Source organism: Pseudomonas sp. S3E12 (assembly GCF_001702295.1).
Lineage (GTDB): Bacteria > Pseudomonadota > Gammaproteobacteria > Pseudomonadales > Pseudomonadaceae > Aquipseudomonas > Aquipseudomonas marginalis.
The window spans coordinates 43,004-69,418 of sequence record NZ_MBDT01000010.1; the positions used below are offsets into that span (position 1 = coordinate 43,004).

Annotated in this window: 23 protein-coding genes and 2 pseudogenes; 5 read left to right on the plus strand and 20 right to left on the minus strand. The window is 60.1% G+C overall.

The window, feature by feature from the left end:
* From BB029_RS12440 to BB029_RS12460, 4 genes are all read right to left on the minus strand, one after another.
* Complete coding sequence (locus BB029_RS12440; RefSeq protein ID WP_065939381.1) at positions 1 to 783, minus strand: hypothetical protein; 783 nt, start codon at positions 781 to 783, stop codon at positions 1 to 3.
* Positions 776 to 1,612 (minus strand): DUF4123 domain-containing protein, encoded by an 837-nt coding sequence (locus BB029_RS12445; RefSeq protein WP_065939382.1) that lies wholly within the window; start codon positions 1,610 to 1,612, stop codon positions 776 to 778. The genes BB029_RS12440 and BB029_RS12445 overlap by 8 nt, the downstream gene beginning before the upstream one ends.
* On the minus strand, positions 1,612 to 3,627 hold the full coding sequence (locus tag BB029_RS12450; protein ID WP_065939383.1) for a type VI secretion system tip protein VgrG: 2,016 nt from the start codon (positions 3,625 to 3,627) through the stop codon (positions 1,612 to 1,614). Before BB029_RS12450 ends, BB029_RS12445 begins: the two co-directional genes overlap by 1 nt.
* 311 nt (positions 3,628 to 3,938) lie before the next feature.
* On the minus strand, positions 3,939 to 4,925 hold the full coding sequence (locus BB029_RS12460) for a diaminopimelate epimerase (protein ID WP_065939385.1): 987 nt from the start codon (positions 4,923 to 4,925) through the stop codon (positions 3,939 to 3,941).
* Positions 4,926 to 5,267: 342 nt separating this feature from the next.
* Here BB029_RS12460 and BB029_RS12465 point away from each other — a divergent pair, with 342 nt between their 5' ends.
* Positions 5,268 to 6,419 (plus strand): MFS transporter, encoded by a 1,152-nt coding sequence (locus tag BB029_RS12465; RefSeq protein WP_065939386.1) that lies wholly within the window; start codon positions 5,268 to 5,270, stop codon positions 6,417 to 6,419.
* Positions 6,420 to 6,477: 58 nt separating this feature from the next.
* Here BB029_RS12465 and BB029_RS12470 read toward each other — a convergent pair whose 3' ends face one another.
* The 15 genes and pseudogenes from BB029_RS12470 to BB029_RS32010 form a co-directional block, all read right to left on the minus strand.
* On the minus strand, positions 6,478 to 7,383 hold the full coding sequence (locus BB029_RS12470) for a hypothetical protein (RefSeq protein ID WP_256558219.1): 906 nt from the start codon (positions 7,381 to 7,383) through the stop codon (positions 6,478 to 6,480).
* A 127-nt stretch (positions 7,384 to 7,510) separates the two neighbouring features.
* Complete coding sequence (locus BB029_RS33705) at positions 7,511 to 7,828, minus strand: hypothetical protein (protein ID WP_065939387.1); 318 nt, start codon at positions 7,826 to 7,828, stop codon at positions 7,511 to 7,513.
* A 141-nt stretch (positions 7,829 to 7,969) separates the two neighbouring features.
* The gene (locus BB029_RS32005; protein ID WP_083236375.1) at positions 7,970 to 8,902 is read right to left on the minus strand and encodes a hypothetical protein; all 933 of its coding nucleotides are present in this window, start codon (positions 8,900 to 8,902) and stop codon (positions 7,970 to 7,972) included.
* A gap of 198 nt (positions 8,903 to 9,100) precedes the next feature.
* Positions 9,101 to 11,506: a TonB-dependent receptor gene (locus BB029_RS12485; RefSeq protein ID WP_065939388.1), complete on the minus strand. Its 2,406-nt coding sequence runs from the start codon at positions 11,504 to 11,506 to the stop codon at positions 9,101 to 9,103.
* Between the two features lie 97 nt (positions 11,507 to 11,603).
* A complete protein-coding gene (locus tag BB029_RS12490; protein WP_065939389.1) occupies positions 11,604 to 12,557 on the minus strand; it encodes a FecR family protein in 954 nt (317 codons plus the stop codon).
* Between the two features lie 29 nt (positions 12,558 to 12,586).
* The gene (locus BB029_RS12495) at positions 12,587 to 13,087 is read right to left on the minus strand and encodes a sigma-70 family RNA polymerase sigma factor (protein WP_065939390.1); all 501 of its coding nucleotides are present in this window, start codon (positions 13,085 to 13,087) and stop codon (positions 12,587 to 12,589) included.
* A 91-nt stretch (positions 13,088 to 13,178) separates the two neighbouring features.
* Positions 13,179 to 13,814: a CGNR zinc finger domain-containing protein gene (locus tag BB029_RS12500; protein ID WP_065939391.1), complete on the minus strand. Its 636-nt coding sequence runs from the start codon at positions 13,812 to 13,814 to the stop codon at positions 13,179 to 13,181.
* Between the two features lie 96 nt (positions 13,815 to 13,910).
* Positions 13,911 to 14,525 (minus strand): adenylyl-sulfate kinase, encoded by a 615-nt coding sequence (cysC, locus tag BB029_RS12505; RefSeq protein ID WP_065939392.1) that lies wholly within the window; start codon positions 14,523 to 14,525, stop codon positions 13,911 to 13,913.
* Positions 14,522 to 15,751 (minus strand): nitrate/nitrite transporter, encoded by a 1,230-nt coding sequence (locus BB029_RS12510; protein WP_065939393.1) that lies wholly within the window; start codon positions 15,749 to 15,751, stop codon positions 14,522 to 14,524. The genes cysC and BB029_RS12510 overlap by 4 nt, the downstream gene beginning before the upstream one ends.
* A gap of 10 nt (positions 15,752 to 15,761) precedes the next feature.
* Positions 15,762 to 16,532, minus strand: coding sequence for a bifunctional 2-polyprenyl-6-hydroxyphenol methylase/3-demethylubiquinol 3-O-methyltransferase UbiG (locus BB029_RS12515; protein WP_065939394.1), 771 nt, complete (start codon positions 16,530 to 16,532; stop codon positions 15,762 to 15,764).
* Between the two features lie 7 nt (positions 16,533 to 16,539).
* A complete protein-coding gene (locus tag BB029_RS12520) occupies positions 16,540 to 17,676 on the minus strand; it encodes a hypothetical protein (RefSeq protein ID WP_065939395.1) in 1,137 nt (378 codons plus the stop codon).
* A complete protein-coding gene (locus BB029_RS12525; protein ID WP_065939396.1) occupies positions 17,673 to 18,398 on the minus strand; it encodes an SDR family oxidoreductase in 726 nt (241 codons plus the stop codon). The genes BB029_RS12520 and BB029_RS12525 overlap by 4 nt, the downstream gene beginning before the upstream one ends.
* A gap of 10 nt (positions 18,399 to 18,408) precedes the next feature.
* Entirely contained in the window at positions 18,409 to 19,137 is a 729-nt protein-coding gene (locus tag BB029_RS12530) for a hypothetical protein (RefSeq protein ID WP_065939397.1), read from the minus strand.
* A complete protein-coding gene (locus BB029_RS12535; RefSeq protein WP_065939398.1) occupies positions 19,134 to 20,357 on the minus strand; it encodes a transaldolase family protein in 1,224 nt (407 codons plus the stop codon). The genes BB029_RS12530 and BB029_RS12535 overlap by 4 nt, the downstream gene beginning before the upstream one ends.
* Before the next feature lie 123 nt (positions 20,358 to 20,480).
* Positions 20,481 to 21,077, minus strand: a pseudogene (locus BB029_RS32010) (HAD family hydrolase); the annotation flags it as partial.
* Positions 21,078 to 21,324: 247 nt separating this feature from the next.
* Here BB029_RS32010 and BB029_RS12540 point away from each other — a divergent pair.
* The 3 genes from BB029_RS12540 (at position 21,325) to BB029_RS12550 (ending at position 24,919) form a co-directional block, all read left to right on the plus strand.
* A complete protein-coding gene (locus BB029_RS12540; RefSeq protein ID WP_065939399.1) occupies positions 21,325 to 22,125 on the plus strand; it encodes a glucose 1-dehydrogenase in 801 nt (266 codons plus the stop codon).
* Positions 22,118 to 23,944, plus strand: coding sequence for a glycoside hydrolase family 15 protein (locus BB029_RS12545; protein ID WP_065939400.1), 1,827 nt, complete (start codon positions 22,118 to 22,120; stop codon positions 23,942 to 23,944). Before BB029_RS12540 ends, BB029_RS12545 begins: the two co-directional genes overlap by 8 nt.
* A 75-nt stretch (positions 23,945 to 24,019) precedes the next feature.
* Positions 24,020 to 24,919: an alpha/beta fold hydrolase gene (locus tag BB029_RS12550; protein ID WP_065939401.1), complete on the plus strand. Its 900-nt coding sequence runs from the start codon at positions 24,020 to 24,022 to the stop codon at positions 24,917 to 24,919.
* On the opposite strand, the gene BB029_RS12555 is transcribed toward BB029_RS12550, so the two are convergent.
* Positions 24,916 to 25,884 (minus strand): GlxA family transcriptional regulator, encoded by a 969-nt coding sequence (locus BB029_RS12555; protein ID WP_065939402.1) that lies wholly within the window; start codon positions 25,882 to 25,884, stop codon positions 24,916 to 24,918. The genes BB029_RS12550 and BB029_RS12555 overlap by 4 nt on opposite strands.
* A gap of 90 nt (positions 25,885 to 25,974) precedes the next feature.
* Here BB029_RS12555 and inhA point away from each other — a divergent pair.
* Positions 25,975 to 26,415: pseudogene (inhA, locus tag BB029_RS12560) on the plus strand (isonitrile hydratase); the annotation flags it as partial.

Below are 26,415 nucleotides of genomic sequence, written 5' to 3' on the forward strand. Positions count from 1 at the left end.
TTATTCAGTACAAGTTGGATAGATGTCGCATATACGCCCATCGGGCATTGTGATGGGCTTGAAATCGGTAGTATTCCCGTTACAGAACGCATAAAGATCATCAAAATCCGTCCCTAGACAACGCTTCCACCCACCAGGAAAACGAATCCAGTTATCGCCCATGTAAGGTCGCTCTTCGGGATTGAGTCCTACTTTTATAAGTACCTTTTGTCCTCCCAGTTCATCTCGCAGCAAACCACCTCTTGTACCAGCGTTAGGTAGCGCGCCACTGTCACTCAAATATCCACATTTAAGGACCTTTATGATTACGTGCTTCCGCCCCACAGTCCGAAACAACCACTGACACTGCCAAGACAGCTCCTTAACTCCCGACTCCGGTATTCCTGGCCGATCCCCCTCCAGATGATCCCTAATGGAAATCCCCCCTATATCCCCCCCAACGTCCGAATCCCGCTTGCCCCACTTCGCATAAAGATCAAAATCCACACTTCGCAGCACCAACGGACACCCCTGTACCGTTTCACTCAGAGGCAACTCATAACTCGCACGACTCGCCACCGGCACGTACTCAGTAAAAAAGACCTTCCGCTCCGGCCTCTTGCCTCGGCGCCTTGGCAAGGTGCAGGTCTCACCCGTTGCGGGCCCATAGTTGGCGGCCGTTTTAAGTTTAAATTCCGCAGGTAAATCCACCTCCAACGTAAAGTGATCTACCGGTTTCATCGCACACCCCGAAAGTCCCGCCATCGCCAGTGCAAGCAGCACGCCCCATACACGCTTACTCATCCTTGTTCTCCAACATGTGCCACTGCTGCTTAACTCGTTCAAAGTGATCCTGCGGTGTTTCTCCAACCATCGGCTGCCAACGAATCACACTGCTGCAGGTGGCCTCTTCCAGCCGTCGCACGACCAGGAACTCCAGTTGTTCCGGGCCGCTCCATCGCCAGGCGCGAGCCTGTTCAAGGACCTGGGTCAGCCAAACCCTGGGGTCTTGGAATTCAACCAATGCCGCCAGGTCTTCACTGTGTTCAGCCAGCAGGTAACGCAGGATATTGGCGTGCAGGATGGCGCTGGCATTCGGGTTGGGCGTGTTCAGCCACGGGGCCGGCTCGGGCACCGGATAGTCACCGGGGGCTGGGTTGTCGCCACGGTGCCAACTGCCTTCATGCCAGTAGCACACACTGATCAGTGGGCCGAGGAATGCTGGCCAGTGTTCAAGGCCCAGATGGTTCAGTGCGCGCGCCAACGTACGATTGTCGTGAAGGCGGTATAGCGTCCGGTTATTCTCCGGTCCGACCAGCAGCCGGTCGCGCCAATGCCGGGACATGTCCGTCAGGTCCGCATCCGGCAAGCTGCCCAGCCACCCCCAATTCATCTCTGGTTCTTGCAGAAGATCGAGCAGCGCGGGCTCCCCTACCTGATCCAGTAACAGGATCACGGGGCCGGCCGTGGCCATTTCCGCCAGTGGGGTTTGTGCGTAGAGGTGGCAATACGCTGGAAAACCGCGTACCGCCAACATTGGCTGGCAGGCTGCGTTATTCCCCTCAAGTATCAGGCACAGCCTGTGCCCCGCCTGTTGCTGTTGGCTCATCCATCGGCTTGGAAGGTTTTCCATCAGGCAGCCCTCCCGCCGACGGTGCAGAGGCCGTCGCGGCAGCCCTCGCATAGCGGGCAGAAGTCCGCATCCAGTTGCCTGGCCAAGTGCATGATGGCGCCCTGTGTGGCCGAGATTTTCGGGCTCTGCGCAACCAACAGGGCGTTCGCCGACCCGGTCGCGGACGGGGTTCCACCGAGGGTGATGGGCCGACTGCTGAAAATGCCGCCTGCCTGGATCACCAGGTGCTCTCCGCCGGCCTTGAAACTCAGTTGTACGCCCGCGTCGATCACCAGGCTGGCGCCGGCCTTGAGATGTACCTGTTGCCCGGCTTCAATCACCAGGGTTTGCCCGACATAGGTCCGGCTGTCGCCCTGCACGTCAAGATGGTCGCTGGCCTTGAGCACAACCTTGCGGTCACCGGTGACGTGACGATGCTCCTCGCTTTCCAGATGCACCGAACTTAACCCTCGGATGATTTCACGTCGCTCACCGGCCACTTCCAGGCGACTGTCATGCCCCACCTGCTGCTCCAGGTCCCGCTGGGCACGAAGGTAGATGAGTTCCTTGCCACGGCGGTCTTCCAGGTGCAATTCGTTGCCGCCACCTCCGCCCGGGGTGCTGCGACTGCGCAAGACGCTGCGGGTCTTGTGTTGCGGCAAGGAATAGGTCGGCATGTTCAACGCATTGGCCAGGCAACCGTTGATCAGCGGCTGGTCCGGGTCGCCCTCCAGGAACGTCACCAGCACTTCCATGCCCACCCGAGGGATCATCGTTGCGCCAAACCCGTCTCCGGCCCAGCCAGATGCCACCCGCACCCAACAACTGCTTTTGTCATCGCTCTTGTCCAGTCGGTCCCAGTGAAACCGTACTTTCACCCGGCCGTATGCATCGCAATGCACCTCCTCACCGACAGGCCCGGTCACCGTGGCGGTCTGGGTGCCGTGGATGGTCGGCTTGAGGTGCTTGAGAGGGGGGCGATACGGTGCACTCCAAGGTGTCGCGGTGAAACGGTTGCGATACCCCTGGAATGTATCCACCTCACCAGTCGCATCCTCCAGCACCTGCGGTTGATAACCCTCGTGACGGACCGAAGTGATCAACCATAAATCATTGCAGGCCGGATCCGGATGGTCGTGCAGCTCAAGAAAATGCCCACTGCGCAGCACCGCTTGGTCGCTCTTGCCCAATGCCCGATATCCGCCGATCTGAAGGCGCTCCAACCCCCTGCGCGCCAGGCGAGCCCCCCGTGCATGGCCGGTAAACCCAGCCGGATAGCGGTAGTCCTCAAGTTGCGCTGAGGCAGAACCCGCGGTGTCTTGCAGGCATAAGGACGGATGCTCGAAGTCATGATCACGACGCACCGTTCGCTGGCTGCGGGTCGCCAGGCGTACGTCGAAACGCTGGATAACCCGTGTCTCGGCCAGCGGGCCGCCGGCAGCTGAATAACGCTGCGCAGGCAGGCGCTGAAATACGGTCTGGTCGTCGCCAAACACCAGCACATGCTGGTGCTCGCTGTGACGGAAGTGGTAGTGAATGCCCTCCTCTTCACACAGCCGCTGGATGAAATGCAGGTCGGTTTCCGCGTATTGCACGCAGAACGTACGCGGCGGGTAGACCACCGGCCCCAACTCAAAGGCATAGCGGTCGGCCAGGATGCCGTGGTGTTCGAGGACTGCCGCGATGATCTGCGGAACGCTGCGCTGCTGGAAAATCCGCTGGTCGCATCGATGGGCAAGGTAGGCGAGATGCGGCGCCAACGTCAGGTGATAACGGGTGAGCCGCCGCCCGGGATCATCGCGGCCAATCGCGTAAACCTGCCCGTGCAGGCCTTCGTCGGCGTCGCCAAACGCCAGGTAGGCGGGCTGATGGAGCAGTGACTCCAGGTCCAGTGAAGGGTTTTCGCTGACCACCTGCACCTGGATGAAAAACGGCTGATCAAGCACCTCCTGACCGTTGAACGCCAGTACTTGAAAGTCAGTCTTTATGCCTGGAAGGATTAATTTGAAACGTGACGAAACAAACGCGTTAACCATCCGTTGTTACCCGCCAATATCGATAGTTATTACCGGACTGAGATACTTCCCCCGCCAAACATGAAATAAGTTGCCGAGAAAAAGCGCCTGAACACCTTGAAGCTTAGCGATTTCAGGAAAAAATCGGCCCCGAAAAAAATAAAAAAGAAGTTTCGTACGACTGAGATTGAAGTGTCTTTTACAAAATAATAAATCGAGTCAATGAGCCACTTCTTAAACACAAGAAATGCCCTACACCAACTTTTATCTGATCAATTAATTAATAGCGAAACAGCTGACATCCGCTCAGGGCGCCAACTGTTCAAAAGACTTCATGTCTGAGGCCGTGCAGTCCCGAACAGACTGACGCTCAGCAGCGTATCGACCTGGGTATGCAAACGTACCGGCGCAGTGCCACCCGGCATCACCACCGCGACTTCCCCCCCCTCAACCCAACCCGCTCGCCACGCCGCACAGGCCACGGCACTGGCGCTGGTGCCGGAGGACGCCGTGGGGCCTTCTCCCCGCTCGAACACCCGGGCAACCACCCGGTTGCCGGATTGCCTGGCGACCCATTGCAAATTGACGCCGGCCAAGCATGGCTCGCCGCTTCCTGCCGGGGGGGCGAAGGCAATCGCCTGCAACGGTTCGAACAGCGCTGGCTGTTGCATCTGCAGATTGTCCGGCAAGGCTGACAGGTGTTCGACCAGGGTCACACAATGAGGATTGCCCACACGCACAAACTGACTGTGCGCCCACTGTGGGTTGATTGCCGCCAACGCCTTCACATGGCTCAGTTCAATGCCGTTCTGGAACACCTGCTCAACCCCCTGCGCCCCCACGGCCGACGGCCCGAACCCGGGCAAACCCAATGCCAGCCAGAATCCGGAGCGGTGTCCATAGACAGCAGGCTCGACCCGAGTCACCACCGGCGACACCCCGTCAGGCTGGTCATGATGCACGCGCAAATCACAGGCCTCGGTCATCAAGCCCTGGTCAGTAAGCGCCTGGGCAAAAATCGTCAACCCATTGCCACTGCGCTCGGCCAGGGAGCCGTCGGTGTTCACGATCAACAGGTCAAACGGCGGCTCGGCCTGGAACGGGCCCACCAGCAAGCCATCGCAGCGGTGGGCCTTGGCATTGGCCGGGCGCGGCGTCGAGCCCCACTCGCATTCGGACCTTATGGCGGATGCAGCCCACGCCTCGCGAGTCCTCGCGGCCTGCGCCGCGCTGTTGGGCACCTCGATACCCTGCTGCCGCAAAAAAAACGGGCTGGCGACCCCGTAAATGTTGCCCCGTGCGTCATAGAACTGGGTCATGGCGCCACTTGCCTCGCTCTCTTCATCGGTGCGTCCGCTCGGTTGACTACAGGATTGGACCAGCGGCGTATTACACCATGCAGGGTGTGTGGGAGGCGGTCTGGAAGGTGGTATCCACCATGAGAAACCCGGGGTTCACCAGTTCCCACGGCAGTTACACACCTTCCAGAACGCCTCCCGCGACAACCCATGTGTGGTTACCCACGCCTATAGCGTTCCCGAATTTGTAAAAAAAATTCAGCGCCGCTTATCTTGAGGGGAACCCGGCTCGCCCCTCAAGGCCTGATGTGCAAGGATGTCGCGCCGGACATCGTTCGTTGAACGCTAAACCAAGGATTTTTCATGACTGCCATCCCCACCTCTGCGCCCGTGGTTCCCGGGCGCCTGGAGCAAATGTCGACCCGCATCGCTTTCTTCATCGCCGGCTTCGGTATCGCCGCCTGGGCGCCCTTGGTGCCCTATGCCAAGGCGCGCGCAGACCTGAGTGAGGGCACGCTGGGCCTGTTGCTGTTGTGCCTGGGGGTGGGTTCGATCATCGCCATGCCGGCGGCGGGCGCATTGGCGTCGCGCTTTGGCTGCCGGCGGGTGCTGACCGCCGGCACGATCATGATCTGCCTGGCCTTGCCGATGTTGGCCACGGTCAGTTCGATTCCGCTGCTGATGGCCGGTTTGTTCCTGTTCGGTGCCGGCCTGGGCACAGTGGATTCCACGGTCAACTTGCAGGCGGTGATTGTCGAACGAGCCAGCGGAAAAACCATGATGTCGGGGTTTCACGGGTTGTTCAGCCTGGGGGGGATTGTCGGCGCGGCGGGTGTTGCCGGGCTTCTGGGGCTGGGCCTGTCGCCACTGCAGGCGACCTTGGTGGTGATCGCTGTCATGGTGGTGGCGCTGCTCAAGGCCGGCCCCCACCTGTTGCCTTATGGCAGTGAAAGCTCGGGGCCAGCCTTTGCGGTTCCCCATGGCGTGGTGCTGTTTATCGGCTGCCTGTGTTTTATTGTGTTTTTGGCCGAAGGCGCGGTGCTCGATTGGAGCGCGGTGTTCCTCAGCGCCGAGCGCGACCTGGATGAAGCCTACGCCGGGCTGGGCTACGCGGCGTTCGCCTTGACCATGACGGCGGGGCGATTGACCGGTGATGCCATCGTACGGCGCCTGGGCGCTACCTGGGTAATCGTGGCCGGTGGCGCGCTGGCTGCGGCCGGTATCTTCCTCGCCACGCTATCACCCGCCTGGGAAATGGCGCTGTTGGGTTACGCCCTCGTAGGAGCCGGCTGCTCGAATATTGTTCCGGTGCTTTACACCGCCGTCGGCAAGCAAAACGTCATGCCGGAACACATTGCCGTACCGGCCATTACCACCCTGGGGTATGCCGGCATTCTGACCGGGCCTGCCGTAATCGGGTTCATTGCCCATGGCAGCAGCCTGGCAACCGCCTTCCTGTTGATCGGAGTTCTGCTGGTAGCGGTGGCGGTCAGCGGGAAAATACTGCGGGTATGAGCCAAGAACACCATGAGCCTCTTGAATCGTTCAAGAAGCTCATTCACGCCTGGGCGATTTATCTCCCCTTCTCTTCCTTGTCGTTTTGCAACCAGCGATCAATGCTGTAGTTCTTCAACCAGCCATCATCGTTGTGGCTGCCGAAAATGTTGGTTCCGTTCGCCTTGGTGCTGTCCAGCGAAGCCAGCAGCCCGGGGCGTTCGACCAGATTCTTGGCCATGTATACCTGCTGCTCGCTGTATTTCTTCTTGGGGAACCCAGTGGCCATATCCCGCACAACCTGACCATTTTTGTCTGTTTCGTCAGGGTCCTTGCTCATCTCGATAATCGTCTCTTTCTTCACATACCGGTGCTTGTCAAAAGCAACGGTGCGGTCTTCCGACTTGTCCCGCAAGTCATCAAACATACCCCTGAACGCCTGGACGACCTGTGCGTCGGTTTTCGCATGGTAGGGGTCGGCGCTCTGAGTGTTGGGGTTGGTATTGCCAATCATCAAATCGGCGGCTTTTTCCAGGCTGTCCGGGGTGATTTCACCGCCCTTGCCAACAATCGCGTCGCCCAGTCGTGGGCGATTGAGTATCTCCCTGGCAAGCATGATTGTACGTTCGGGGACCTTGCTCTCGCTGGGCTGCTCGTTGGCGATGTCCGTCAATGACCTCAGGGTCAGGCGGCCATCTTTCTTGAAATCACCCAGCATGGAAAAGACGTTGTTCAGTTGAGTCGCCAGCAAGTGGTCGTCCGAACTGACATAGGGGTTCCCCACATTCGCCATGCCCCCGTAGAGGTTTTGACCGTCGAAATGCCGCTGGGCACCGTTCGCAAACCTACCATCAAATGAAGGCTGCTCCGTGGGGAGCGATTTGCCCAGCGCGCGGGCATCTACCCCGTATCGGGCATGGCCGTTCCCCGTCGCTGTATTCACCCCAGGTGGGAAGCCTCCTGGATTATTGATCCCGTAACTCATAGTTCATCTCCAGCATAGTTAGATTCCGTGGAAGCCAGCGATTAAGTGGCTCTCGGAAAACAGTGGTTCCGGAGAGAGGCTAAATGGACTCCAGTAAAATTTGAGTGTTTGTAACCGCACGGCAGCATCAACCCAGTTTTTGCTTTCGCCACCAAGCGGTCAGGCCATTGAGCAGGCCGGCGTTTTTCAGTGCAGTCGTATTGTCATGGGAGCTCTTTTCCTCCACCGGCAGGCCGCGGAAAAAGTCACCCGCTACGGGTGCCTGGAATTTGTGCTGGCCGACAAAAGCCTTCATCCGCTGGGCTTCGGCCGCATGTACATTCGAAGGGGCAAAGGGATCGCGCGATGCGGCATCCCTCTCCATCACTGTGGTGTCCTCTGCAGGGGGGTTGCGAAAAAGCTCTTGGCAGTTGGGCTGGGATGAACGAAACGAGGTTGAAGTCATTGGTTAGCCCTCACTCAGAATCTGAAAACCGCCGGAGTTGATTGATTCCGGAGGATAAAATCTATGTGGTGAATTGGCGTAAACAGTTCCTGAAAGGATGGATGCAGGCGCCGCATCCGATTCGCGGCGCCTGGGTGTCGCTCAGCGGAACAGAAAGTAAAGCCCAGCCCAACTGATCCTATCGTCACCCGGCCTGCTGAGCAGGTCATCCATCTGCCTCAGTACATCACTGCGTTTTACAATTTCCTTGGACAACTGGATCAGGTAATCCCTTTCAGAGTCGCCCGTCAGGTTTTCGTCAGCCAGGTTTTTCAAGTCGTTGACGTGCAGTTCTCGGTCCGAGTGGGGGCCTTTCAACTTCTCGAAATACTTGAGCATCTCATCGGCCAATTCCGCGTCAGTCTTGTACTTGAAGTAGCTTTGTCCGTAGATAACCGCGTTCACATTATTCCGGTCGATCAGACCATCGAGTGCACCGGTCGAGGTGTGCCGGTCAAGCGCGCTCATCAGTTCCGGACGTCGCAGCAGTTCTTTGGCCAGGCGAATGTTCTCGTTGACGCTGGGAAACGGAGACCACCCTTTATTCGCCATCGCTCGAATGCTGTCGGTGCTGATATACCCAGGGTTCCTGGGGTCCCTGAAGGCATTGAAGTTGTCACGCAACTGCACGGCCAATTGTTCATTGTTCTTGAGGGAATAATGCGGATCAGGCCTGCCTGGCACGGTAGGGAAAGGGCGCGGCGGAGGGTTGCTCGGGCCTGGACGGTGCGGTGGTCGCCCAAACCCAAAAATATGTCTCAATCGATCCTGTAAACCTGGCTGCTCAGGAGCGGTTTTCTGATGGGCCACCGGATCTGCAACACTATTACGCGCTGTCGCTGGCGATTGACTGCCGAACACTGGCCCGGCCACGCTTTCCCGGGACTGGAAGCTGACGTTTGCAGCGTTTTGACCGCTGAAGGAGGGTGCGGCCGGTGCCGCACGGCTATTGTTTGCCGCAGGGCTGGATTTGACCTGCGAGGGATCAGGGTTTGATGAAGTGGATACGGGTGTATCGAGCATCGATACCGACATAAATTTCTCCAATACGGTGAGCGCAATCTTCAGCCTGGCGCTCCAACCATGAAGTCGAAGCTTGTCAGCTAGCCCATGTGTGGTTTTTTGTCGGAATTGGTTCCTGATCAAGCAGCAAGATGCGCCGAAACAGTGTAGGAAATGGGCAGAAGAATCGCAGCCCGGCCAAGGACTGCGATATTTCCAAACCGGGACGAATCAGAACCCGACGCTGGCCTGAACGAAGAACGTACGCGGCTCGCCCAGGTACAAGCCGGCATTGTTATCACTGGAACGGGTGTAGTGCTGCTGGTCGAAGATGTTTTTCACGCCGACGCCCACCTTCAGGTTCGACAACTGTTCGCCGAAGTCATAACCGCTGCGCACATTGACCGAAACATAACCTGGAATATCGCCGAACTGCCCGTCCGCCGTACCTTGGGTGACGTAAGTGCTGGTGGTACCCGGTGCGCGTTGGCCGGACTGGGCGTACACATCCAGGTTGTGGGTCCAGTGATTGATGTCGTAGCGCAGGCCCAGGGTGGCCACCTCACGGGAGTACAGCGGCAGGTCACGCCCCTTGAAGGGTACGTCGCCTTCGGAGGTGGCTTTGGTGTAGGTGAAGCCGGCATTCGCCGTGAGGCCGTCGAGGCGCGGGTCCAGGTTCGACAGGTCGTAGTGGGCCGAGGCTTCGATACCCGTGTGTTGGGTAGCGCCGAGGTTGGTCCAGCCCACATCGTTGCTGACGTATTGCAGCTCATCCGAGAAGTCGATGTAGAAGAAGGTCAGCTCGCCGCCCCACACGCTGTCGTTGTAGCGTGTCCCCACCTCGTAGGTCTTGGCTTTTTCCGGGTTCAGGCCGTTGGCGGTCTGGTCGCCGGTGCCGCCCTGCCCGAGCTGGAAGTATTGCAGGCTGCCAAACGAGGTCTCGTAGTTGGCGAACAGTTTCCAGGCATCGGACACGTGGTACATCACGCTCAGTGCCGGCAGCGGTTCGTTGTTGTGGATCTCGCGGCGCTTTTCCTGAGTGCGAGTGCCGTTCAACGCAACCACCGGGCGGTCGTGCCATTCGGTGCGGATGTCTTCGAAGCGAATACCCGGGGTGATGGTCCACTTGCCGATATCGACTTTGTTATCGATATAAAAGGCGTTGGCCTCGGTGCCACCGGTGCGGTCCTGGTAGACATGACCATCACTCTGCCCGCCCGGTGTCGGTACGTTATTGACCAGGTTGAGGCTGGTGGCCTGCTCGTGCATGCCCTCCTTGAGGTAGCGATAACCGACGCTGACTTCCTGGGTGCTGGGGCCCACGTCGAACACATGGGACACCCGTGGTTCGATGCCGAAGGTGTAGTAGGTACGCGGGTAAGAGCCGAGGGTTTTCAGGTCGCGGTTGGCGATGTTGCTGCCACGGAAACTGTCGGAATAGTAGGTCAGCACTTCGGCCTGGGTACGGTCGTCGATCTGCCGGATGTACTTGAAGGACACGTCCTTGCGGCGGCCGCTGAAATTGTCCCAGTCACGCACCGATTGGTAGGGGTTGGCGTCGAACTGCTTCTGGGTCAGGCCACCAGGCATGTCGGCGCTGGCGTCGTAATAGTGGAAGTTCAGCGAGAAGTCGTCCTGGTCGGTCGGCGCCCAGTGGGTCTTGAAGATCACGTCGTCGATATCGTTGCCGTTGTTGCTGTTGCGATAGCCGTTGCCATTGACCCCGGAGTACAGCAAGGCCGCGCCGATGCCGTTCTCGGCCGTGCCGCCGAGAAAAGCGTTGTCGATGTGCTTCCAGCCGCCGTGGGCCGAGGTTTGCAGGGTGCTGCCGACTTCGCCGGAGAATTTCTCGGGGATCGCACGGGTCACAAAGTTGATCACGCCACCGACGTTCTGTGGCCCATAACGCACGGAGCCAGCGCCGCGTACCACGTCGATACTGTCCAGGTTACCGGCGGAAATCGGCGCCATCGACAATTGTGGCTGGCCATACGGGGCGAACGCCGCCGGTACACCGTCGATCAGCACAGTGGAGCGTGGCGACAGGCGCGACGTCAGGCCGCGTACGCCAACGTTGAGGGAAATATCACTGCCGCCAGTGCCGTTGGCTTCCTGCACCTGCACGCCGGGCACGCGGCGCAGTACGTCGCCGACGTTCATTGCGCCCTGCTCGACCATGGCTTCGCGGCGGATCACCGTGCGCGCGCCGGGGTGGTTCTGCACCACTTCGGCATCGGCATCGCCGAGCCAGTCACCGACCACCTTGATATCGGTGGTGCCCAGTTCCAGAGGCGCGCCGGCCTCGCCGGTACCGTTGCCCAGCGGGCGCAAGGTCACGGAGCCCGCATCGATCTGGTAGTCCAAGCCGCTACCTTGCAAGAGCTGGCGCAGGGCCTGTTCTGGAGAAAGGTTGCCGTCTACCGCCGGCGCCTGCTTGCCGGCGACCAACTCGGGGCTGAAGAACACTTGCAGGGAAGTCTGCTGGCCCAACTGGCTCAGCGCCGCGCCCAAGGGTTGGGCCTGGATATGAATACCCTCGGCAGCGTAAGCCAGAGGCAGGGAGGCGCTGACAGCGAGCACCAGCGCCAGAGGCACCCAGTGGGAGATTTTATTGTGATGGGCGGCAAGTTTTTTCACGTCGAACCTAGTCCTGTGATCGCAAGAGTGCACGGCTGTTAATACAAACCAGTTGCAGTTGCAGGAGAAGACGAAGAACTCGGAAAAAACCTGAATCTCAGCGTGAAATAATTTCCTGGCTGCCGTCCGGCAAGGTGCGTAGGGCCACGGGCAGGATATGGGGCAAGGCCTTGAGCAAGGCATCGGTGTCATTGGCCTTGAACACGCTGGTCAGTCGCAGGTTGCCAACGGCAGGTGTGCTGACGCGCAACGGGCGCTCGCGATAACGCGACACCTCACGGGCGACTTCGCCCAGGGAGGCGTTGTTGAACACCAGTTTGCCGCTGCGCCAGGCCGTCAGTTCCTCGGTATTCACTGCGTAGGACGCTGCCACCAGGCCTTGGTCATTGATATGGGTCCCCAGCCCCGCCGTCAGCGTCACCCCCTCGTTCGGTGAGCGCCCTTGCACCTTCACCGTACCGACCTCGACCACCACACGGGTCTGGTCGTCATCGCGACGCACATCAAAGCGCGTGCCGGTGACCGTCACCTGCCCTGCACCGGCGGCGACCACAAAGGGACGGCGGGTGTCATGCTCGACACTGAACATGGCCTCGCCCTGCTTGAGTTCAACACTGCGGCGGCCTTTTTCGTAGTGCACCGAGACAACACTGCGGCTGTTCAAATCCATAGTCGAGCCGTCGGGCAATGCCACCTGGCGATGCTCACCCAGGCGCGTGCTGAAATCGGCCCGGTAGGGCTTCGGATGATCAAGGCCGCTGAACAAGCCGAGTCCCAAGGCCACGGCGACCACACTGGCCGCGACGGCGTAACGCAACACGCCACGACGGTTTGGACGCTCGGCCGTCGCCTCGCCCAACGCCTGCAAGCGGGCCTTGGGCACCAGGTCGGCGGCGCTCCACAGGCCTTGCAGCACATCGAATTCATATTGGTGCTCGGGCTTTTCACTGCGCCACGCATCGAAACGCTCGCGCTCGGTGGCGTCCAACCCAGCGTCTTGCAGGCGTACAAACCATTGCGCGGCTTCGTCGCGGGCACGGTTATCCATCATGGAAGGTCCTGTTTCAGAGCGAGCGTGTGTCATGGGGCCATCGCGTCCAGGCGGTCACGCAAATGCCGCAGGGTGCGGATCATATACTTTTCCACCATGTTCTTGGACAAGCCCAGGCGCTCGGCGATCTCCTGCTGGGTGAGGCCCTCGATCTTCTGCCAGATAAAGATCCTGCGGCAGTTGAGCGGCAACTCGGCCAATGCCCGCTCGATGGAGTCCGCCAACTGGATCGCGTGCATGAAATGCTCCGGGTCACCGCCGTGGGGCTGGCTCTGATCAACGGCTTCCAACGCCATGGCTTCCCGCCGGTCTTCGCGTCGGTAGGCGTCCACGGCGATATTTCGCGCAGTTTGATGCAGATAAGCGCGCGGTTGCTCTACCTGGGAGGCGCTTGTTTCCAGCACTCTCACAAAGGTGTCATGGGCCAGGTCCTCGGCCTGCTGACGGTTTCTCAGGCGGCGTGTCCAGGTGCCGATCAACTCTTCGTAGTGCTCGAAAAAGCCTGTTCTGCGGGGCGGCTGAGGGATCATCGCGAGGGCACTGGGGAGGCGGGGCGTGAATAGTAATGCTTCCTATTAAGTGGAGCAATTGCTACCCGTCGACCGCGCCACTGCCTGGAAACTAAAGCGCCTGTTTAAGGCGACTCAATTTCTCCCGGCTGCCGCACACGCTCATCTGGCACCATTTGCGCAGTTTGTTCTTGGAGATATCCAGGAATAGCCAATCACAGTCGGTGGCCGTGCAGCACTTCAGCACGCGAAGATCACCGGACACCAGCAACTGCGTGGCCTCGATCGCCAGGCGCCCGATCAACATTGCACTCAGTTCCTGGGCAGAGGTGCAGGTTTTCCACGCCCAGGCCGGTGTCCCATCAACCATGCGCAGCACCCGCCAGGTGGTGCCTTGCTGGAAATTCAGGTTGATCTGCTGCAAGGCGTCATCGGCCGCAGCCTGGCGCAAGGACAACGGGTAAAACACGGCATACAGGCATTCGCGGAACGCAATGATGGCGTCCAGATCCGGCTGGTAGGAAATAGGCGACTCAAACACCATGGCCTTGTATTCAGCGAACTCCTGGGCGGAGATCAACGAGGCGTGCAGCGCCCATTCAAAGAAAAACTGAAAACTGGTAAGCCGCTCTTCCATGACCTTGAGCGGCGACCCAGGGCGGCGGCCGTTGGTGGTATTGATGAAGTCCAACACCTGGGCCCCGCCGATCAGACGGATGGATTTTGCAGTGCCGGTGAAATGCGTCATGCCTGCTCCTGAAAAAACGCGGTATGCCTGCGATGGCGCAGATTACCTTGTTTTCTGAAGGTGCAGGCACCGCCACCGCGGCGCAAAGACCAGCGGCTATGTGCGCCCGTCGTTGCGGGCCATCCAATCGAGAATAGTCGCGACAGACTGTTCGACCGACAGCGCCTGGGTGTCCAGGTGCACTTCCGGAAAGATCGGCACGTCGTAGTTCGAATCAATCCCGGTGAAATGTTGGATCAGCCCCAGGCGGGCTTTTTTATACAAGCCTTTAGGGTCACGTTGCTCCGCCGTTTCCAGCGGCGCGTCCACATGCACCTCGACAAAATGCTCATTGCCGACAATGGCGCGCGCGTAATGCCGGCTGGCCGCCGACGGTGAGATCAGCGCCACGATTACCACCAGCCCCGCGTCCAGCATCAAGCGCGCGACCTCCGCGACCCGCCGGATATTCTCGTCGCGGTCGCTGTCGGTAAAACCCAGGTCGCGGCACAGGCCGCCGCGCACCGAGTCGCCGTCAATGATGCAGGTCAAGCGCCCCTGCGCCTGCAAGGCCCTGTCCAGCGCATCGGCAATCGTCGACTTGCCGGCCGCCGAGATGCCCGTCATCCAGATGACCAAGGGCTTCTCCCCCATACGCGAGCGTTCCGCGCCGAGATGGCTGAACGCAAACGCATGCAGATTCCGCTCTGGACGTTCCGCAAAATGACTCATGGCCGCTCACCCTCCGTCACCGCCACAGGCGGTTTACCCAACAGGAACACCATCACGCATTGCACGAACAGCAACAGCGCAACCACCCAGTAGACGGTCGCGAACGAGCCGGTCAGGTCCTTGGAAAAACCGCCCAGGAAGTTACCGCACACGCCCCCCAGGCCGATCAGCACATTGGCAATGCCGAATGCCTGGGTCAGTCGGCTGACCGGCACGATTTGCCCGATGTAGCTGGGGACAAGCCCGAAGATGGGGTAGAACGCCAGGGCAAACAAAAACGCGGCCAGGTAGAACAGCGGGAGGCTGTTGAAACTGAACACCAGGGTGGCGGCCAGCCCCGCACTCAAAAAGCACATGGCCAGCGACGCCCTGACGCCCACCTTGTCGGCGATCCACCCCACCAGAAAGCCCGAGGCCATGCCCACCGCACCGATGGTGGTCCAGACAAACCCAGCGTCCTGCACCGACACTCCCAACTCGTCCCGCAGGAACGGAGCCAGGTAAGTCTGGAACGGCAACAGCGCCATCCCGTTCAAAAAGGCAATGGCCCAGGTCAGGTACAGCGAGCGACTCAACCAAGGTGCATGACTCTCGAACGCCGTCGAACGCGGCCCGGAAAAACCGGCGTCCTTGTCCGCCACCAGGTTGCGCAGCAGAAACCAGGCCACCATGCACAGGGCCACCGAGATCAGGCCCGCGGTGAGCCAGATCGAGCGCCAGCCACCCTGCAGGGTGAGGAACGACACCAGCAAGCCATTGATGAACACGCCGTAGCTGGTGCCGCTGGAAATCAGCCCCATGACCCGCGAGCGATTCCCCGGGCTGAAGCCCTTGGTGACAATCTCCGCCAACGGGATGTACACCGAGGCCGAGCAGCCGCCGAGCAAAATCAACAGCGCCCCGGACAGCCAGATACTGTTGCTGACACTCAGCCCCAACAGCGCCAGGGAGGTCATCAGCGTCGACACCAGGCTGATTTTCCAGCCTTCGAAAAAACGGCTGATATAACTGGTGACCGATGAAAAAAGCAGGAAGCCGATCTGCGCACCGCCGGTGATCAGGCCCACCGTGGTGTAGTCGAAACCGATGTCGCGGCGCATGTCCACCACCAGGTTGGCGAACAGGTAGACGCCAAACCCGTAGGTACTGGCCACGAACCCGGTCAACACCACCGCCAGCACGACGCTGTCCAACGGGCGCGCGCTACTGTGTACCAGTGTGCTCATCAGGTACTCCTTAAACGGCGCGTGCGGTGTGGATGACAAAATCACAATTCATCATGTCGTAGTCACGCTGGAAATCACCGTAACTCTCATGGGCGCAAAACCCGGACTTGAGCACCTCCCCCTTCAACTCGCCCGGCAACAGCGGATAGACCTGCAACCGGTACTGCTCGGCGTCATCAAAGGAGTAGATGAACTCACACACGTGCTCATCCACCTGCCCCAGGCCGACGGATGCCTGCGTGCCGCAGTAATAGTAATGACCGCTGGATTTGAACTTGCCTGCGCGAATGGCAAAGAAGTTACGTTGATCCACAATCAGCAAGCCGCCCGGATTGAGCAATGCCCTGAATCTCTCCAGCACCTCCAGCCGTTCATGGGCTGCAAACACATGGCACAACGAACTGCCCAGGCACACCACGGCATCGAAGCGCCCCAGTTCGGCGGGATCGAGGGACTGCCAATCCCGGTAGTGCGATTCGATCACCAACCCGCGTTGCCGAAAATTCTCCCGGGCCTTGGTCAACATCGTGCTGCTGCCGTCCGTGGCAACGACATCGAACCCCGCCTGCTTAAGCTGGACCGCATGAAAACCACTGCCCGTGGAGACGTCGATCACCGACTTCACGCCGTGCTGCTTCAGCAGGTTTTCAAAGAACCCATTCTCCCCCGCCTTTCTTTTGTCCCAATCGATCAATTCATCCCAGCGCTCGACGAATTTTTTCGAGTATTGCGTGGCGTAACTGGCGACTTCGCCGCGCTTGTGCACCGACATCCGATTCATCACACACCTACCAGGTTGAATGTTTGAAAGACAGGTATTTGCTCGACAGCTCGCGGGCAAATTCGGCGGACTGTTCGATGGACATGGTTTTCTTCGAGTACCCCAGCATCGCCTGCATCACGGCCATGCATTGCGGGTTATAGGTGACCGAGCCATCGCAATGAATTTCATCGATGCCATCCTGGCTCTGGCAGATGGTGTTGATACGCACCGCTTCGTCCTGGGGGCAGTCGGCGCTGAACTGCACCTTGATCTGCCCCTCCTGCAGCCACACCGGATAGCCGCCCGGCAACCCCAGCGGGCCGGGCGCGTGCACCAGCACCGGCGTGGGCGAAAACAGCCCTTCGATCACGGTGACGGCCGAGCACGCCGTGAGGAACTGCCCATCGATACCGCCCAGGCGGCGGAACTCGGATTTAACCGTGGAAAAAATCGCTTCGGCCGGCAGGTGGGCCGCAGCCGGCCGGTCGCGCACCTCATACAACAAGCGGTAGCTGGCACGCGGGGGCAAGCCGCCGCGTGGCACGTAGTGGCTGAAATAGTGCTGGGCATACAAGCGCACCTGCACATCGGCAGGCGCACACTCCAGCAGCCGCGCGATGGAAAATCGCACTGCCGGGACCAGGTTGGCCACATTGCCCACGCCAATATCCGGCGCCAGCCCGATCCTGGCCAGGATCGGGTTGACCGCATCGGGAAAGGCCGCGTTGATCGTCCTGGCCGCGATACCGGAGGCTTTCACCGCCTGCATCAAGTGATGCATCAGCGTCAGGTGCATGGGCAGCCAGGGGCCGAACTGCGCCTGGTCGAGTTGCTCGAACGAGAGCCTGGGCAACCCGGTGATCACCCGCCACGACTGCAACGACGCGCAGTTCACCACCAGGTCCGGCGCCTCTGCACGCAGCACCTGGGTGACCCGGTCGATATCGGTGAGGTCGGCGATCACCGGCTTGATCGTGATGTCTTGCCCCAACTGTGCACACGACAGGGCCACCAGGTTGCACAGCCGCACGGTCGCGTCTTCATTGCGCCCCAGCACCACGAATTCAAAGGCATTTCTCGGCCCGAGAATCTTCAGGATCTGCAGACACAGGTTGCCTGCGCCCACCAGCAGCAGTTTCTTCTTGGGGGCTGATGGGCTCATCGTGGGTAGGCTCCGTTGTCTACCGGAATGACCTTGCCGGTGACATGCCGCATGGCATCGCTGATCACCAGCAAAATGACCTCGGCAACGCCGCCGGGCAGGATCGGATCCTTGAGGATTTCCTGGCGCGCGTACTCGGCGCGGCGGTATTCAGGGATGGTGTCGTAGATGGCGGTGTCATGGATCAGCGCCGGCGACACTGCGTTAACCCGCACGAACGGCGCAAAATTCCAGGCATTGGCTTTGGTCAGGCCGATCACCGCCGCCTTGGTGGCGCCGTACAAGGCATCGCAACTGCCCACTTCGCCCGCCACCGAGGCGATATTGACGATGCTGCGCGGCGCCTCGTGTTTCATCTCCCGTTCGGCGAAGTCTTTGGAGAGATAGACCAAGGCCTTGAGGTTCACAGTCAGGATTTCGTCCACTTCGGCATCGGAATAGGCATAGATACTTTTGCCGTGGTAAATACCGGCGTTATTGATTAATGCATGAATAGTTGCGTGTCGCTCGTACAGCGCAGGGATAAACCCCTTGATCAGCGCATTATCCGAAAAGTCCGCGACATGGGTCTCCAATACATCCGCCGTGTAAGTGCGCTGTAACGCACGCAGGCCTTCGGCATCCTTGTCGGCACCGATAACGAAATAACCTGCCTGGATAGCCTTTTCCACAGTAGCCCGGCCGATCCCATTGGCCGCACCGGTGACAATCAACTTTTTCATACAACAATCCTTATTGGCAAAATTCATTCATGCGTGCGTAGAAGGGTCGGTGGTATTCGTAAAAGGCTTTTAATTTTGGCGACCGATCGAAAGCGTCCATATCGATAGCAGGTTTATCCGGCAGAGCAATGCGTTCACTGTTCTCCGCCGCCACATGCCAACTTCTCCAGGTTTTCCACTGTCGTGGACATTCGCGTTTCCATGTCATGGCGTGGGGCAGAAATTCAATCTGCAAGTAGTCACACAGTTTACGAATGACACGCTCCGGCTCGGCGGCAAGGTCATCGGCATTAATCACATAAGGCACTTTTCCGATGAGTTTGGTGACCACACAAAAAATCTCGTACAAGGCTTTATGCCCGATGGCCTCCATGGGCATATCAGGGTGTACCCGGTGATGGGAAATAATGCTGCTGGCGGGTTCGCGAATAATAAAAATATTGTGTTGTTGCGCCAGGAAGTCCCGGTCAACTTTCAAGTCATCCAGGCAGTGGTAACACATGTCTTTGTGAAAGACATTGGTACTTTCCCGGGCCTTGAGCAGTTGCTCTTTTATGCCTTGATAGGTGGTGGGCAAACTGTGGTCCCATTCATCCGAAGGAATCACTGAATCTGCGGAAAATGCCATATGGGCAAACGGCTCGTGGAAAACCTCAAAATCCCCTCGCTCGATAAACACACGCTCCAACACCGTGGAACGGGAACGCGGGTGCGCCCACAACCCGACCATCTTGTTCATGCCAGCACCCCGTATTCAGCGGCCAGGATGGCGTTGAGCGAGCGTGCGAAAGGCTTCGCGACCGGACACAGGCGCACGCAGTAGTCGGTCAGGCGCCGATGCGCACTGTTGGCTTCGTTGCAGGCGTTGATAAACGCCTCATGATTGCCAAAGTCGTAGGGCTCGATGCTGTCGATGAAATAGGCTTCGCAGAAGTACGGAATGCGGATGAGCCGGGCGAACGTCTCAGCCGGCGCCTGCTGGGGTTCACGGGCGGGCGCCACCGGTTTGCCGTGGCTTTCACGCTCGATCAGAAACTCCACCACATCCGGCGTCAGCGTGTAGCACGTGGTGGTCAGCCCGGTCTTTTCCAGGTGCCAGCAGTGCTTGTGACCACGTTCGTCAACGTCGACCTTGATACTGGACAGCAGGGTCTTGACCGGCACCTTCGAGGCCGCGACCAGGGCCTGGATCTGCTGGTAAATCATCAGCTCGGCCCAGCGCATGTCCTCCGGGCCCAGCGCCAGGCCACGCTCTGCGGCCTGCAAGGCGAACTCGGGCTGGCAGGAAAAACGCCCGATCATAAAGGTGATCACATACTTGCAACGGCCGGTGTCGACGCCATTGCGGAGGGCGCAGGCGATGCCCCGCTCTATCGCCTGGATACCGGCCTGGAACTGCGAAACGGTGAAGCAGAACGTGATGTTGACGGAAACGCCTTGGGCCACCAGGTGTTCGATCGTCGTGAAACCCTCCAGGCTGCCCGGCACTTTCACCATCACATTCGCGGCCAGGCGATGCAGCTCCAGGCCCCGCGCGGTCATGCGTTCGCTGCACCGCACGTCCGACGGGTCGACCTGGGCGCATAGCCAACCATCGGCCTGGGCCGATTGCACCCACAGCGGCTTGAGCATCGAGGCGCCTTCTGCAATCACTTCGTTGTAGAGCTGCTTGCGCAATTCCCCGGGAGACAGGCTGGCCAGATTAAAACGCGACGACCAATACTCTTTCTTGTCGAGGATCGCCGCCGTCACCAGCCGGGGGTTGGTGGTCACACTGCTGAAGCCCCAGGGCTGGGAGAAATCCTGCGGCATCAACTGTTCGATATGGGCGGCGGCTGCCGGGTACTTGTCCAACAAATGCTGTTTATACGGTGCGTACACCACGGGCGACGAATCCCACCACACTTCCGAACAGGGATCATTACGTTTAAGTCGCTCTATATAACCCAGTGTGCCCACAACACTTGCTCCTTGAGTAACGTGATCAATGAGGGTCGGTAACTCACGCATATCGGCAAAAGGTAACGCACCGGCTTCGGCCAATATTCGATGTCGAGACAACGGACCAAAACCCAGGACTTTTATAGTGGCTGCCACGGCGGCTTGAATCCCTGTGACACTGTCTTCAATCACCAGCGCATCACAGGGTTCGACGTTGTAAGTTTCACACGCCGTTAAAAACACCAGCGGATCAGGCTTCCAACGCCCCAATTCATAACAACTGAATATTCGCCCTTCGAAATAAGGCAACAACCCCACAAGGCTTAAACACTGTTCGATCTTATTGCGCGGCGCACTCGAGGCTACGCAATAGGGGATGTCCAGCACTTCCAATACGTCAAGTATCCCATCAGTCGCTTTCACATTAAGCGTCAATGCTTCCAGCGCTCGAACTCGGAAGTCCTCTTCAAACCGAGGGGGCAAACAAATACCCAATAACTTTTCTACTTCGCACAGGCAATCGGCAATCTTTCTTCCACGAAAGTGCTCAATGAAATACACACTGTCCAGTGTCTTGCCGTCCTGTGCGTGAGCATTAAGCATGCCGATCAATACAGACAAGGTGATCTCTTCGCTTTGGACAAGTACACCGTCGCAATCGAAAATAACTAACTTAGGCAACGGCGTAGCTCCCTGCTCTGGTAGTTCCCCTATAGCTGCCGATAAACACATAGGCATCTCTTATAGGTGACTCCGCATGACTTCCGAACTACCAGCGGAACGGGTTGAGGTGTGCTTATAAGACACGGGGCAAAAAACCCTGTCAAACGCTTTTTAGCGGTTTTTTAGTATCTTATGGTTATTTTTTATTCTTCTGTTATTCCATTTTTCACCATGGTTGTAGTCGCTAATTTCACACGGCTGAACTTCCGTTGCGCGCCGCCAGTCAGCTACTTGAACTCACGAATTCAAGGTCGGGTGGGCAATGCATATCTCGTTGGAGCAACAAGTGGCGCTGATAACGGGCGCCAGTTCCGGTATCGGCGCCGGTGCGGCCAGGGCCCTGGCGCAAGCCGGCGCTGCGGTGGTGCTCAATTACAACAGCCAGGCCGCCCCCGCCGAGGCCTTGGCAGAGCAGATCAACGCCGAGGGCGGCCGGGCGATTGCCATCGGCGCCGACGTGTCGAAAGAAGCAGATGTGGAACGCCTGTTCGCAAAGACCCTCGAGGCGTTCGGCCATCTGGACATCCTGGTGGCCAACTCCGGTATGCAGAAGGACGCCGCCGTGGTCGACATGACCCTCGACGACTGGAACGCCGTGATCGGCGTCAACCTCACCGGCCAGTTCCTCTGTGCCCGTGCGGCCGTGCGTCTCTTCAAGCGCCAGGGCATCCGTGAAGGCGTATCCCGCGCCGCCGGCAAAATCATCCACATGAGCTCGGTGCACCAGTTGATCCCCTGGGCCGGGCATGTGAATTACGCGGCGTCCAAGGGCGGCGTTGACATGCTGATGCGCACCCTCGCCCAGGAAGTGAGTGAACAGCGCATTCGCATCAATGGCATTGCGCCGGGGGCGATTCGTACGGCGATCAACCGTGCCGCCACCGAAGGTGCGGCGGAACAGGCGCTGCTCAAGTTGATCCCCTATGGCCGGGTCGGCGATGTGGAGGACGTGGCCAACGCCGTGGTATGGCTGGCCAGTGACGCCTCGGATTACGTGGTCGGCAGCACCCTGTTCATTGATGGCGGCATGAGCCTTTACCCGGAGTTTCGTGACAATGGTTGATTTGAAAAACGAACCACAAAGCGCCATCGATGCCCACGGCATCATCGGCGACATGCGCAGCGCGGCGCTGGTGAACGATAAAGGCAGCATCGATTTCTTCTGTTGGCCGGAGTTCGACAGCCCGTCGATCTTCTGCTCACTGCTCGACACCCCCGATGCCGGCACGTTTCAACTCACCCCGGACCTGCCCAACGCCCGCCGCGAACAGATCTACCTGCCCGACACCAATGTGCTGCAAACCCGCTGGCTCAGCGATGACGCCGTGGTGGAAATCACCGACCTGCTGGTCATCAGCGAAGAAATCGACGACTTGCCCCTGCTGATTCGCCGCGTACGCGTGGTCAGCGGCACGGCCACCCTCCATCTGCGCTGCGCCGTGCGCCATGACTATGCGCGCGCCGCCACCGAGGCGAGCCTGGATAACGCCAGCGCCTGTTTCAACGCCGATGGCCAGCCGGGCATGCGCCTGTGCGGCAGCCATCCGTTGCAGATCGAAGATAACGCCGCCGTGGCCCGCTTCACCCTGGATCAGGAAGAAGGCGCCGAGTTTGTACTCGGCGGCCAGGACGATGAGCGTGTGGGCAGTGTCTGCACCGACCTGGCCCTGGCCCATACCTTGAAGTTCTGGCGCGGCTGGATCGCGCAGTCGAACTACCGCGGGCGCTGGCGCGAAATGGTCAACCGCTCGGCCCTGGCCCTCAAGCTGCTGACCTCGCGCAAACACGGCGCAATCATCGCCGCGGCCACCTTCGGTTTGCCGGAAACGCCTGCGGGCGAACGCAACTGGGACTACCGCTACACCTGGATCCGCGACGCCTCGTTTACCGTCTACGCGTTTATGCGCCTGGGTTTTGTCGACGAGGCCAACGCCTATATGCGCTGGCTCAAGGGCCGGGTCAGCGACTGCTGTGGCCAGCCGACCAAGATCCATATCCTCTATGGCATCGACGGCCGCCAGGAGCTGCCCGAAACCGCGCTGGAACACCTCAGCGGCCACGGCGGCGCCAAGCCGGTGCGCATCGGCAATGGCGCGGTCGACCAGGTCCAGCTGGATATCTATGGCGAGTTGATGGACGCGGTGTACCTGGTCAACAAGTACGGCGAAGCCATCTCCCACGAGGGCTGGAAACACACGGTGGAAGTCGCTGACCAGGTGTGTGAAATCTGGAACCAGAAAGACGTGGGCATCTGGGAAATGCGCGGCGAGCAGCATCACTTCCTGCATTCGCGGCTGATGTGCTGGGTGGCCCTGGACCGTGCGATCCGCCTGGCCTCCAAGCGCTCGTTGCCGGCGCCGTTTGCACGTTGGGACCAGACCCGCCAGGCGATCTATGCCGATATCTGGAGCAACTTCTGGAACGAAGAACGCGGGCATTTCGTGCAGCACATCGGCAGCACCGCCCTGGACGGTTCGATGCTGCTGATGCCGCTGGTGCGTTTTGTCGCCGCCACCGACCCGCGCTGGCTGAGCACGTTGCAGGCGATCCAGAAAAGCCTGGTGCGCGACGGCATGGTCTACCGCTACCGCAACGACGACAACGCGATCGACGGCCTGCAAGGCACCGAAGGCGCATTTGCCGCCTGCTCGTTCTGGTACGTCGAATGCCTGGCCCGCGCCGGGCAATTGGAGAAGGCCCACCTGGAATTCGAACAACTGCTGCGCTACGCCAACCCGCTGGGCCTGTATGCCGAAGAGTTCGACAGCCAGGCCCGCCACCTGGGCAATACGCCCCAGGCGTTGAGCCATCTGGCGTTGATCAGCGCGGCGACGTTCCTGGACCGCAAGCTCAGTGGCGAGAAGACGACCTGGCAGCCCTGAGGCGCCCTGCCTTTACAGGCAGGGCATCCCGTCATGTCTTTCGACTAGAGTTTCAACACCTGACAGGAGCCCACCATGACCATCACCGCCCCACTCCTCTACGTGCGCACCTCCATGCTCGATGTGGCGTATGAAACCCACGGTCCCATTGACGGCGAGCCTGTGATCCTGCTGCATGGTTTCCCTTACGACCCGCGCGGTTATGACGAGATTGCGCCGGTGCTGGCCGAACGCGGCTACCGGGTGCTGGTGCCGTACCTGCGCGGTTATGGCCCTACGAGGTTTATCAACGCGCAGGTGATGCGCTCCGGCCAACAGGCAGCGCTGGGCAAGGATCTGCTGGATTTCATGGATGCGCTGTCGATCCCGCACGCCACCCTGGCCGGGTATGACTGGGGCGGGCGCGCGGCGTGTATCGTCGCGGCGCTGTGGCCCGAACGGGTACGCGGGCTGGTGACCGGCGATGGCTATAACATCCAGGACATTGCCAGGTCGCTCCAACCACGGGCGCCGGCGACGGAGCATCGGTTGTGGTATCAGTTCTACTTCCATACCCAGCGCGGTGTGGACGGGCTGACGGCCAATCGCCGCGAACTGTGTGAGTTGCTGTGGTCGCTGTGGTCGCCGTCCTGGGCCGAAGGGCCGGGGCTGTATGGGCAGACGGCGCCGTCATTCGATAACCCGGATTTTGTCGAGGTGGTGATTCACTCCTATCGCCACCGTTTCATGTATGCGCCTGGCGATCCGGCGCTGGAAGCCATCGAACAGGCCCTGGCGCGGCAACCGGCGATTGCGGTGCCGAGTATTTCGCTGTGCGGCGCCGATGACGGCGTGGGCCCGCCGTCGCAAGAGGATGACGACGTGGAGCATTTCAGCGCTTTTTACCGGCGGGAGGTGTTGCCCGGTGTGGGCCACAATATTCCCCAGGAAGCACCGCGGGCCACCCTCGACGCCCTGTTTGAATTGCTCGCCTAGGCCACCGGCGAGAACCGCTCGCGGTAGGCCTGGGGCGTCACCGACAAGGCCCGCATAAAGCTGCGGCGCAAGGTTTCTTCGCAGCCGAAACCACACTGCACGGCGATGCGCTTGATCGACGTGGTGCTGTCGGCCAGTTGCCGGCGCGCACTTTCGACACGGATCAGCTCCACCGCGCGCGCGGGCGTCTGGCCGGTTTCGGCGCGGTAATGGCGCACGAAGCTGCGCTCGCTCATGCCGGCCTGGGCGGCCAGGGTCGGGATACTCAGGTCGAGGGTCAGATGCTCGGCTATCCAGGCATGCAGCTCGGTGAAACGGCTGCCGCCCTTTTGCAGGGACAGGGTCACGCTGAATTGCGACTGGCCGCCGGGGCGCTTCAGGAACACCACCAGGTGCCGTGCCACTTCCAGGGCCACGGCGCGGCCCAGGTCTTCTTCGACCAGGGCCAGGCACAGGTCGATGCCGGCGGTCACACCGGCGGAGGTCCACACCGCGCCCTGCTGGATAAAGATCGGGTTGGGCTCCACGGTCAGCGCCGGAAACTTGCGCGCCAGTTCTTCGCAACGGGTCCAGTGGGTGGCGACGCGGCAACCATCGAGCAAGCCACTGGCCGCCAGCAAAAACGCACCGGTGCACACCGACGCCATGCGCCGAGTGTGCCGGGCTTTTTCGCGCACCCAATCCACCAGCGCAGGCTTTTCAGCGGCGCCGTACACGCCCCAGCCACCCGCGATCACCAGGGTGTCGCAGGGCTGGTCGACCGCAGGCAACGGCTCGGCCACCAGCGCCAGGCCGGCGGAGGTCATCACCGGGCCGGCCTGGTCGGCGATCACCGTGACCGCATAAGGCAACGGCACGCCACGCTGGCGCGCCAGGTCATTGGCCGACGCAAACACCTGCAGCGGCCCGGTGACGTCGAGCACCTGGGCATTCTCGAAAGCGAGTACGTGGACAATTCTGGGCATGGTTGGCGTGATTCGTGGGTTCAATGGCGTATTCGCCAAAGCCTAGGCCGCTAGAGTGAGGTCGTCTACCCCTTTCTCGGAGCTTCATTCATGACCTTGCAGATCGGCTTTCTGTTGTTCCCCGGCATTCAGCAACTGGACCTGACCGGCCCCTACGACGTATTGGGTTCGCTGCCGGACGTGAAACTGCACCTGATATGGAAGGACCTGGCGCCGGTCACCTCCAGCACGGGCCTGGTGTTCACGCCGACCATGACCTATGCCGACTGCCCGACGCTGGATGTGATCTGCGTGCCCGGCGGTTCCGGCGTGGGCCCATTGATGGAAGACCCGCAGACCCTGGACTTCCTCAAGGCCCAGGCGCAGACCGCACGCTACGTGACCTCGGTGTGCACCGGCTCGCTGGTGCTCGGCGCGGCGGGGTTGCTGCGCGGGCGCAAGGCGACGACGCACTGGGCCTACCACGACATGCTCGCCCCGCTCGGCGCCATCCCGGTACAGGAGCGCGTGGTGCGTGACGGCAACCTGTTC

Excerpts from the sequence above, each read along its gene's own strand:
- BB029_RS12440 (WP_065939381.1), bottom strand. The coding sequence starts at position 783 with ATGAGTAAGCGTGTATGGGGCGTGCTGCTTGCACTGGCGATGGCGGGA.
- BB029_RS12445 (WP_065939382.1), bottom strand. The coding sequence starts at position 1,612 with ATGGAAAACCTTCCAAGCCGATGGATGAGCCAACAGCAACAGGCGGGG.
- BB029_RS12450 (WP_065939383.1), bottom strand. The coding sequence starts at position 3,627 with ATGGTTAACGCGTTTGTTTCGTCACGTTTCAAATTAATCCTTCCAGGC.
- BB029_RS12460 (WP_065939385.1), bottom strand. The coding sequence starts at position 4,925 with ATGACCCAGTTCTATGACGCACGGGGCAACATTTACGGGGTCGCCAGC.
- BB029_RS12465 (WP_065939386.1), top strand. The coding sequence starts at position 5,268 with ATGACTGCCATCCCCACCTCTGCGCCCGTGGTTCCCGGGCGCCTGGAG.
- BB029_RS12470 (WP_256558219.1), bottom strand. The coding sequence starts at position 7,383 with ATGAGTTACGGGATCAATAATCCAGGAGGCTTCCCACCTGGGGTGAAT.
- BB029_RS33705 (WP_065939387.1), bottom strand. The coding sequence starts at position 7,828 with ATGACTTCAACCTCGTTTCGTTCATCCCAGCCCAACTGCCAAGAGCTT.
- BB029_RS32005 (WP_083236375.1), bottom strand. The coding sequence starts at position 8,902 with ATGTCGGTATCGATGCTCGATACACCCGTATCCACTTCATCAAACCCT.
- BB029_RS12490 (WP_065939389.1), bottom strand. The coding sequence starts at position 12,557 with ATGATGGATAACCGTGCCCGCGACGAAGCCGCGCAATGGTTTGTACGC.
- BB029_RS12495 (WP_065939390.1), bottom strand. The coding sequence starts at position 13,087 with ATGATCCCTCAGCCGCCCCGCAGAACAGGCTTTTTCGAGCACTACGAA.
- BB029_RS12500 (WP_065939391.1), bottom strand. The coding sequence starts at position 13,814 with ATGACGCATTTCACCGGCACTGCAAAATCCATCCGTCTGATCGGCGGG.
- cysC (WP_065939392.1), bottom strand. The coding sequence starts at position 14,525 with ATGAGTCATTTTGCGGAACGTCCAGAGCGGAATCTGCATGCGTTTGCG.
- BB029_RS12510 (WP_065939393.1), bottom strand. The coding sequence starts at position 15,751 with ATGAGCACACTGGTACACAGTAGCGCGCGCCCGTTGGACAGCGTCGTG.
- BB029_RS12515 (WP_065939394.1), bottom strand. The coding sequence starts at position 16,532 with ATGAATCGGATGTCGGTGCACAAGCGCGGCGAAGTCGCCAGTTACGCC.
- BB029_RS12520 (WP_065939395.1), bottom strand. The coding sequence starts at position 17,676 with ATGAGCCCATCAGCCCCCAAGAAGAAACTGCTGCTGGTGGGCGCAGGC.
- BB029_RS12525 (WP_065939396.1), bottom strand. The coding sequence starts at position 18,398 with ATGAAAAAGTTGATTGTCACCGGTGCGGCCAATGGGATCGGCCGGGCT.
- BB029_RS12530 (WP_065939397.1), bottom strand. The coding sequence starts at position 19,137 with ATGAACAAGATGGTCGGGTTGTGGGCGCACCCGCGTTCCCGTTCCACG.
- BB029_RS12540 (WP_065939399.1), top strand. The coding sequence starts at position 21,325 with ATGCATATCTCGTTGGAGCAACAAGTGGCGCTGATAACGGGCGCCAGT.
- BB029_RS12545 (WP_065939400.1), top strand. The coding sequence starts at position 22,118 with ATGGTTGATTTGAAAAACGAACCACAAAGCGCCATCGATGCCCACGGC.
- BB029_RS12550 (WP_065939401.1), top strand. The coding sequence starts at position 24,020 with ATGACCATCACCGCCCCACTCCTCTACGTGCGCACCTCCATGCTCGAT.
- BB029_RS12555 (WP_065939402.1), bottom strand. The coding sequence starts at position 25,884 with ATGCCCAGAATTGTCCACGTACTCGCTTTCGAGAATGCCCAGGTGCTC.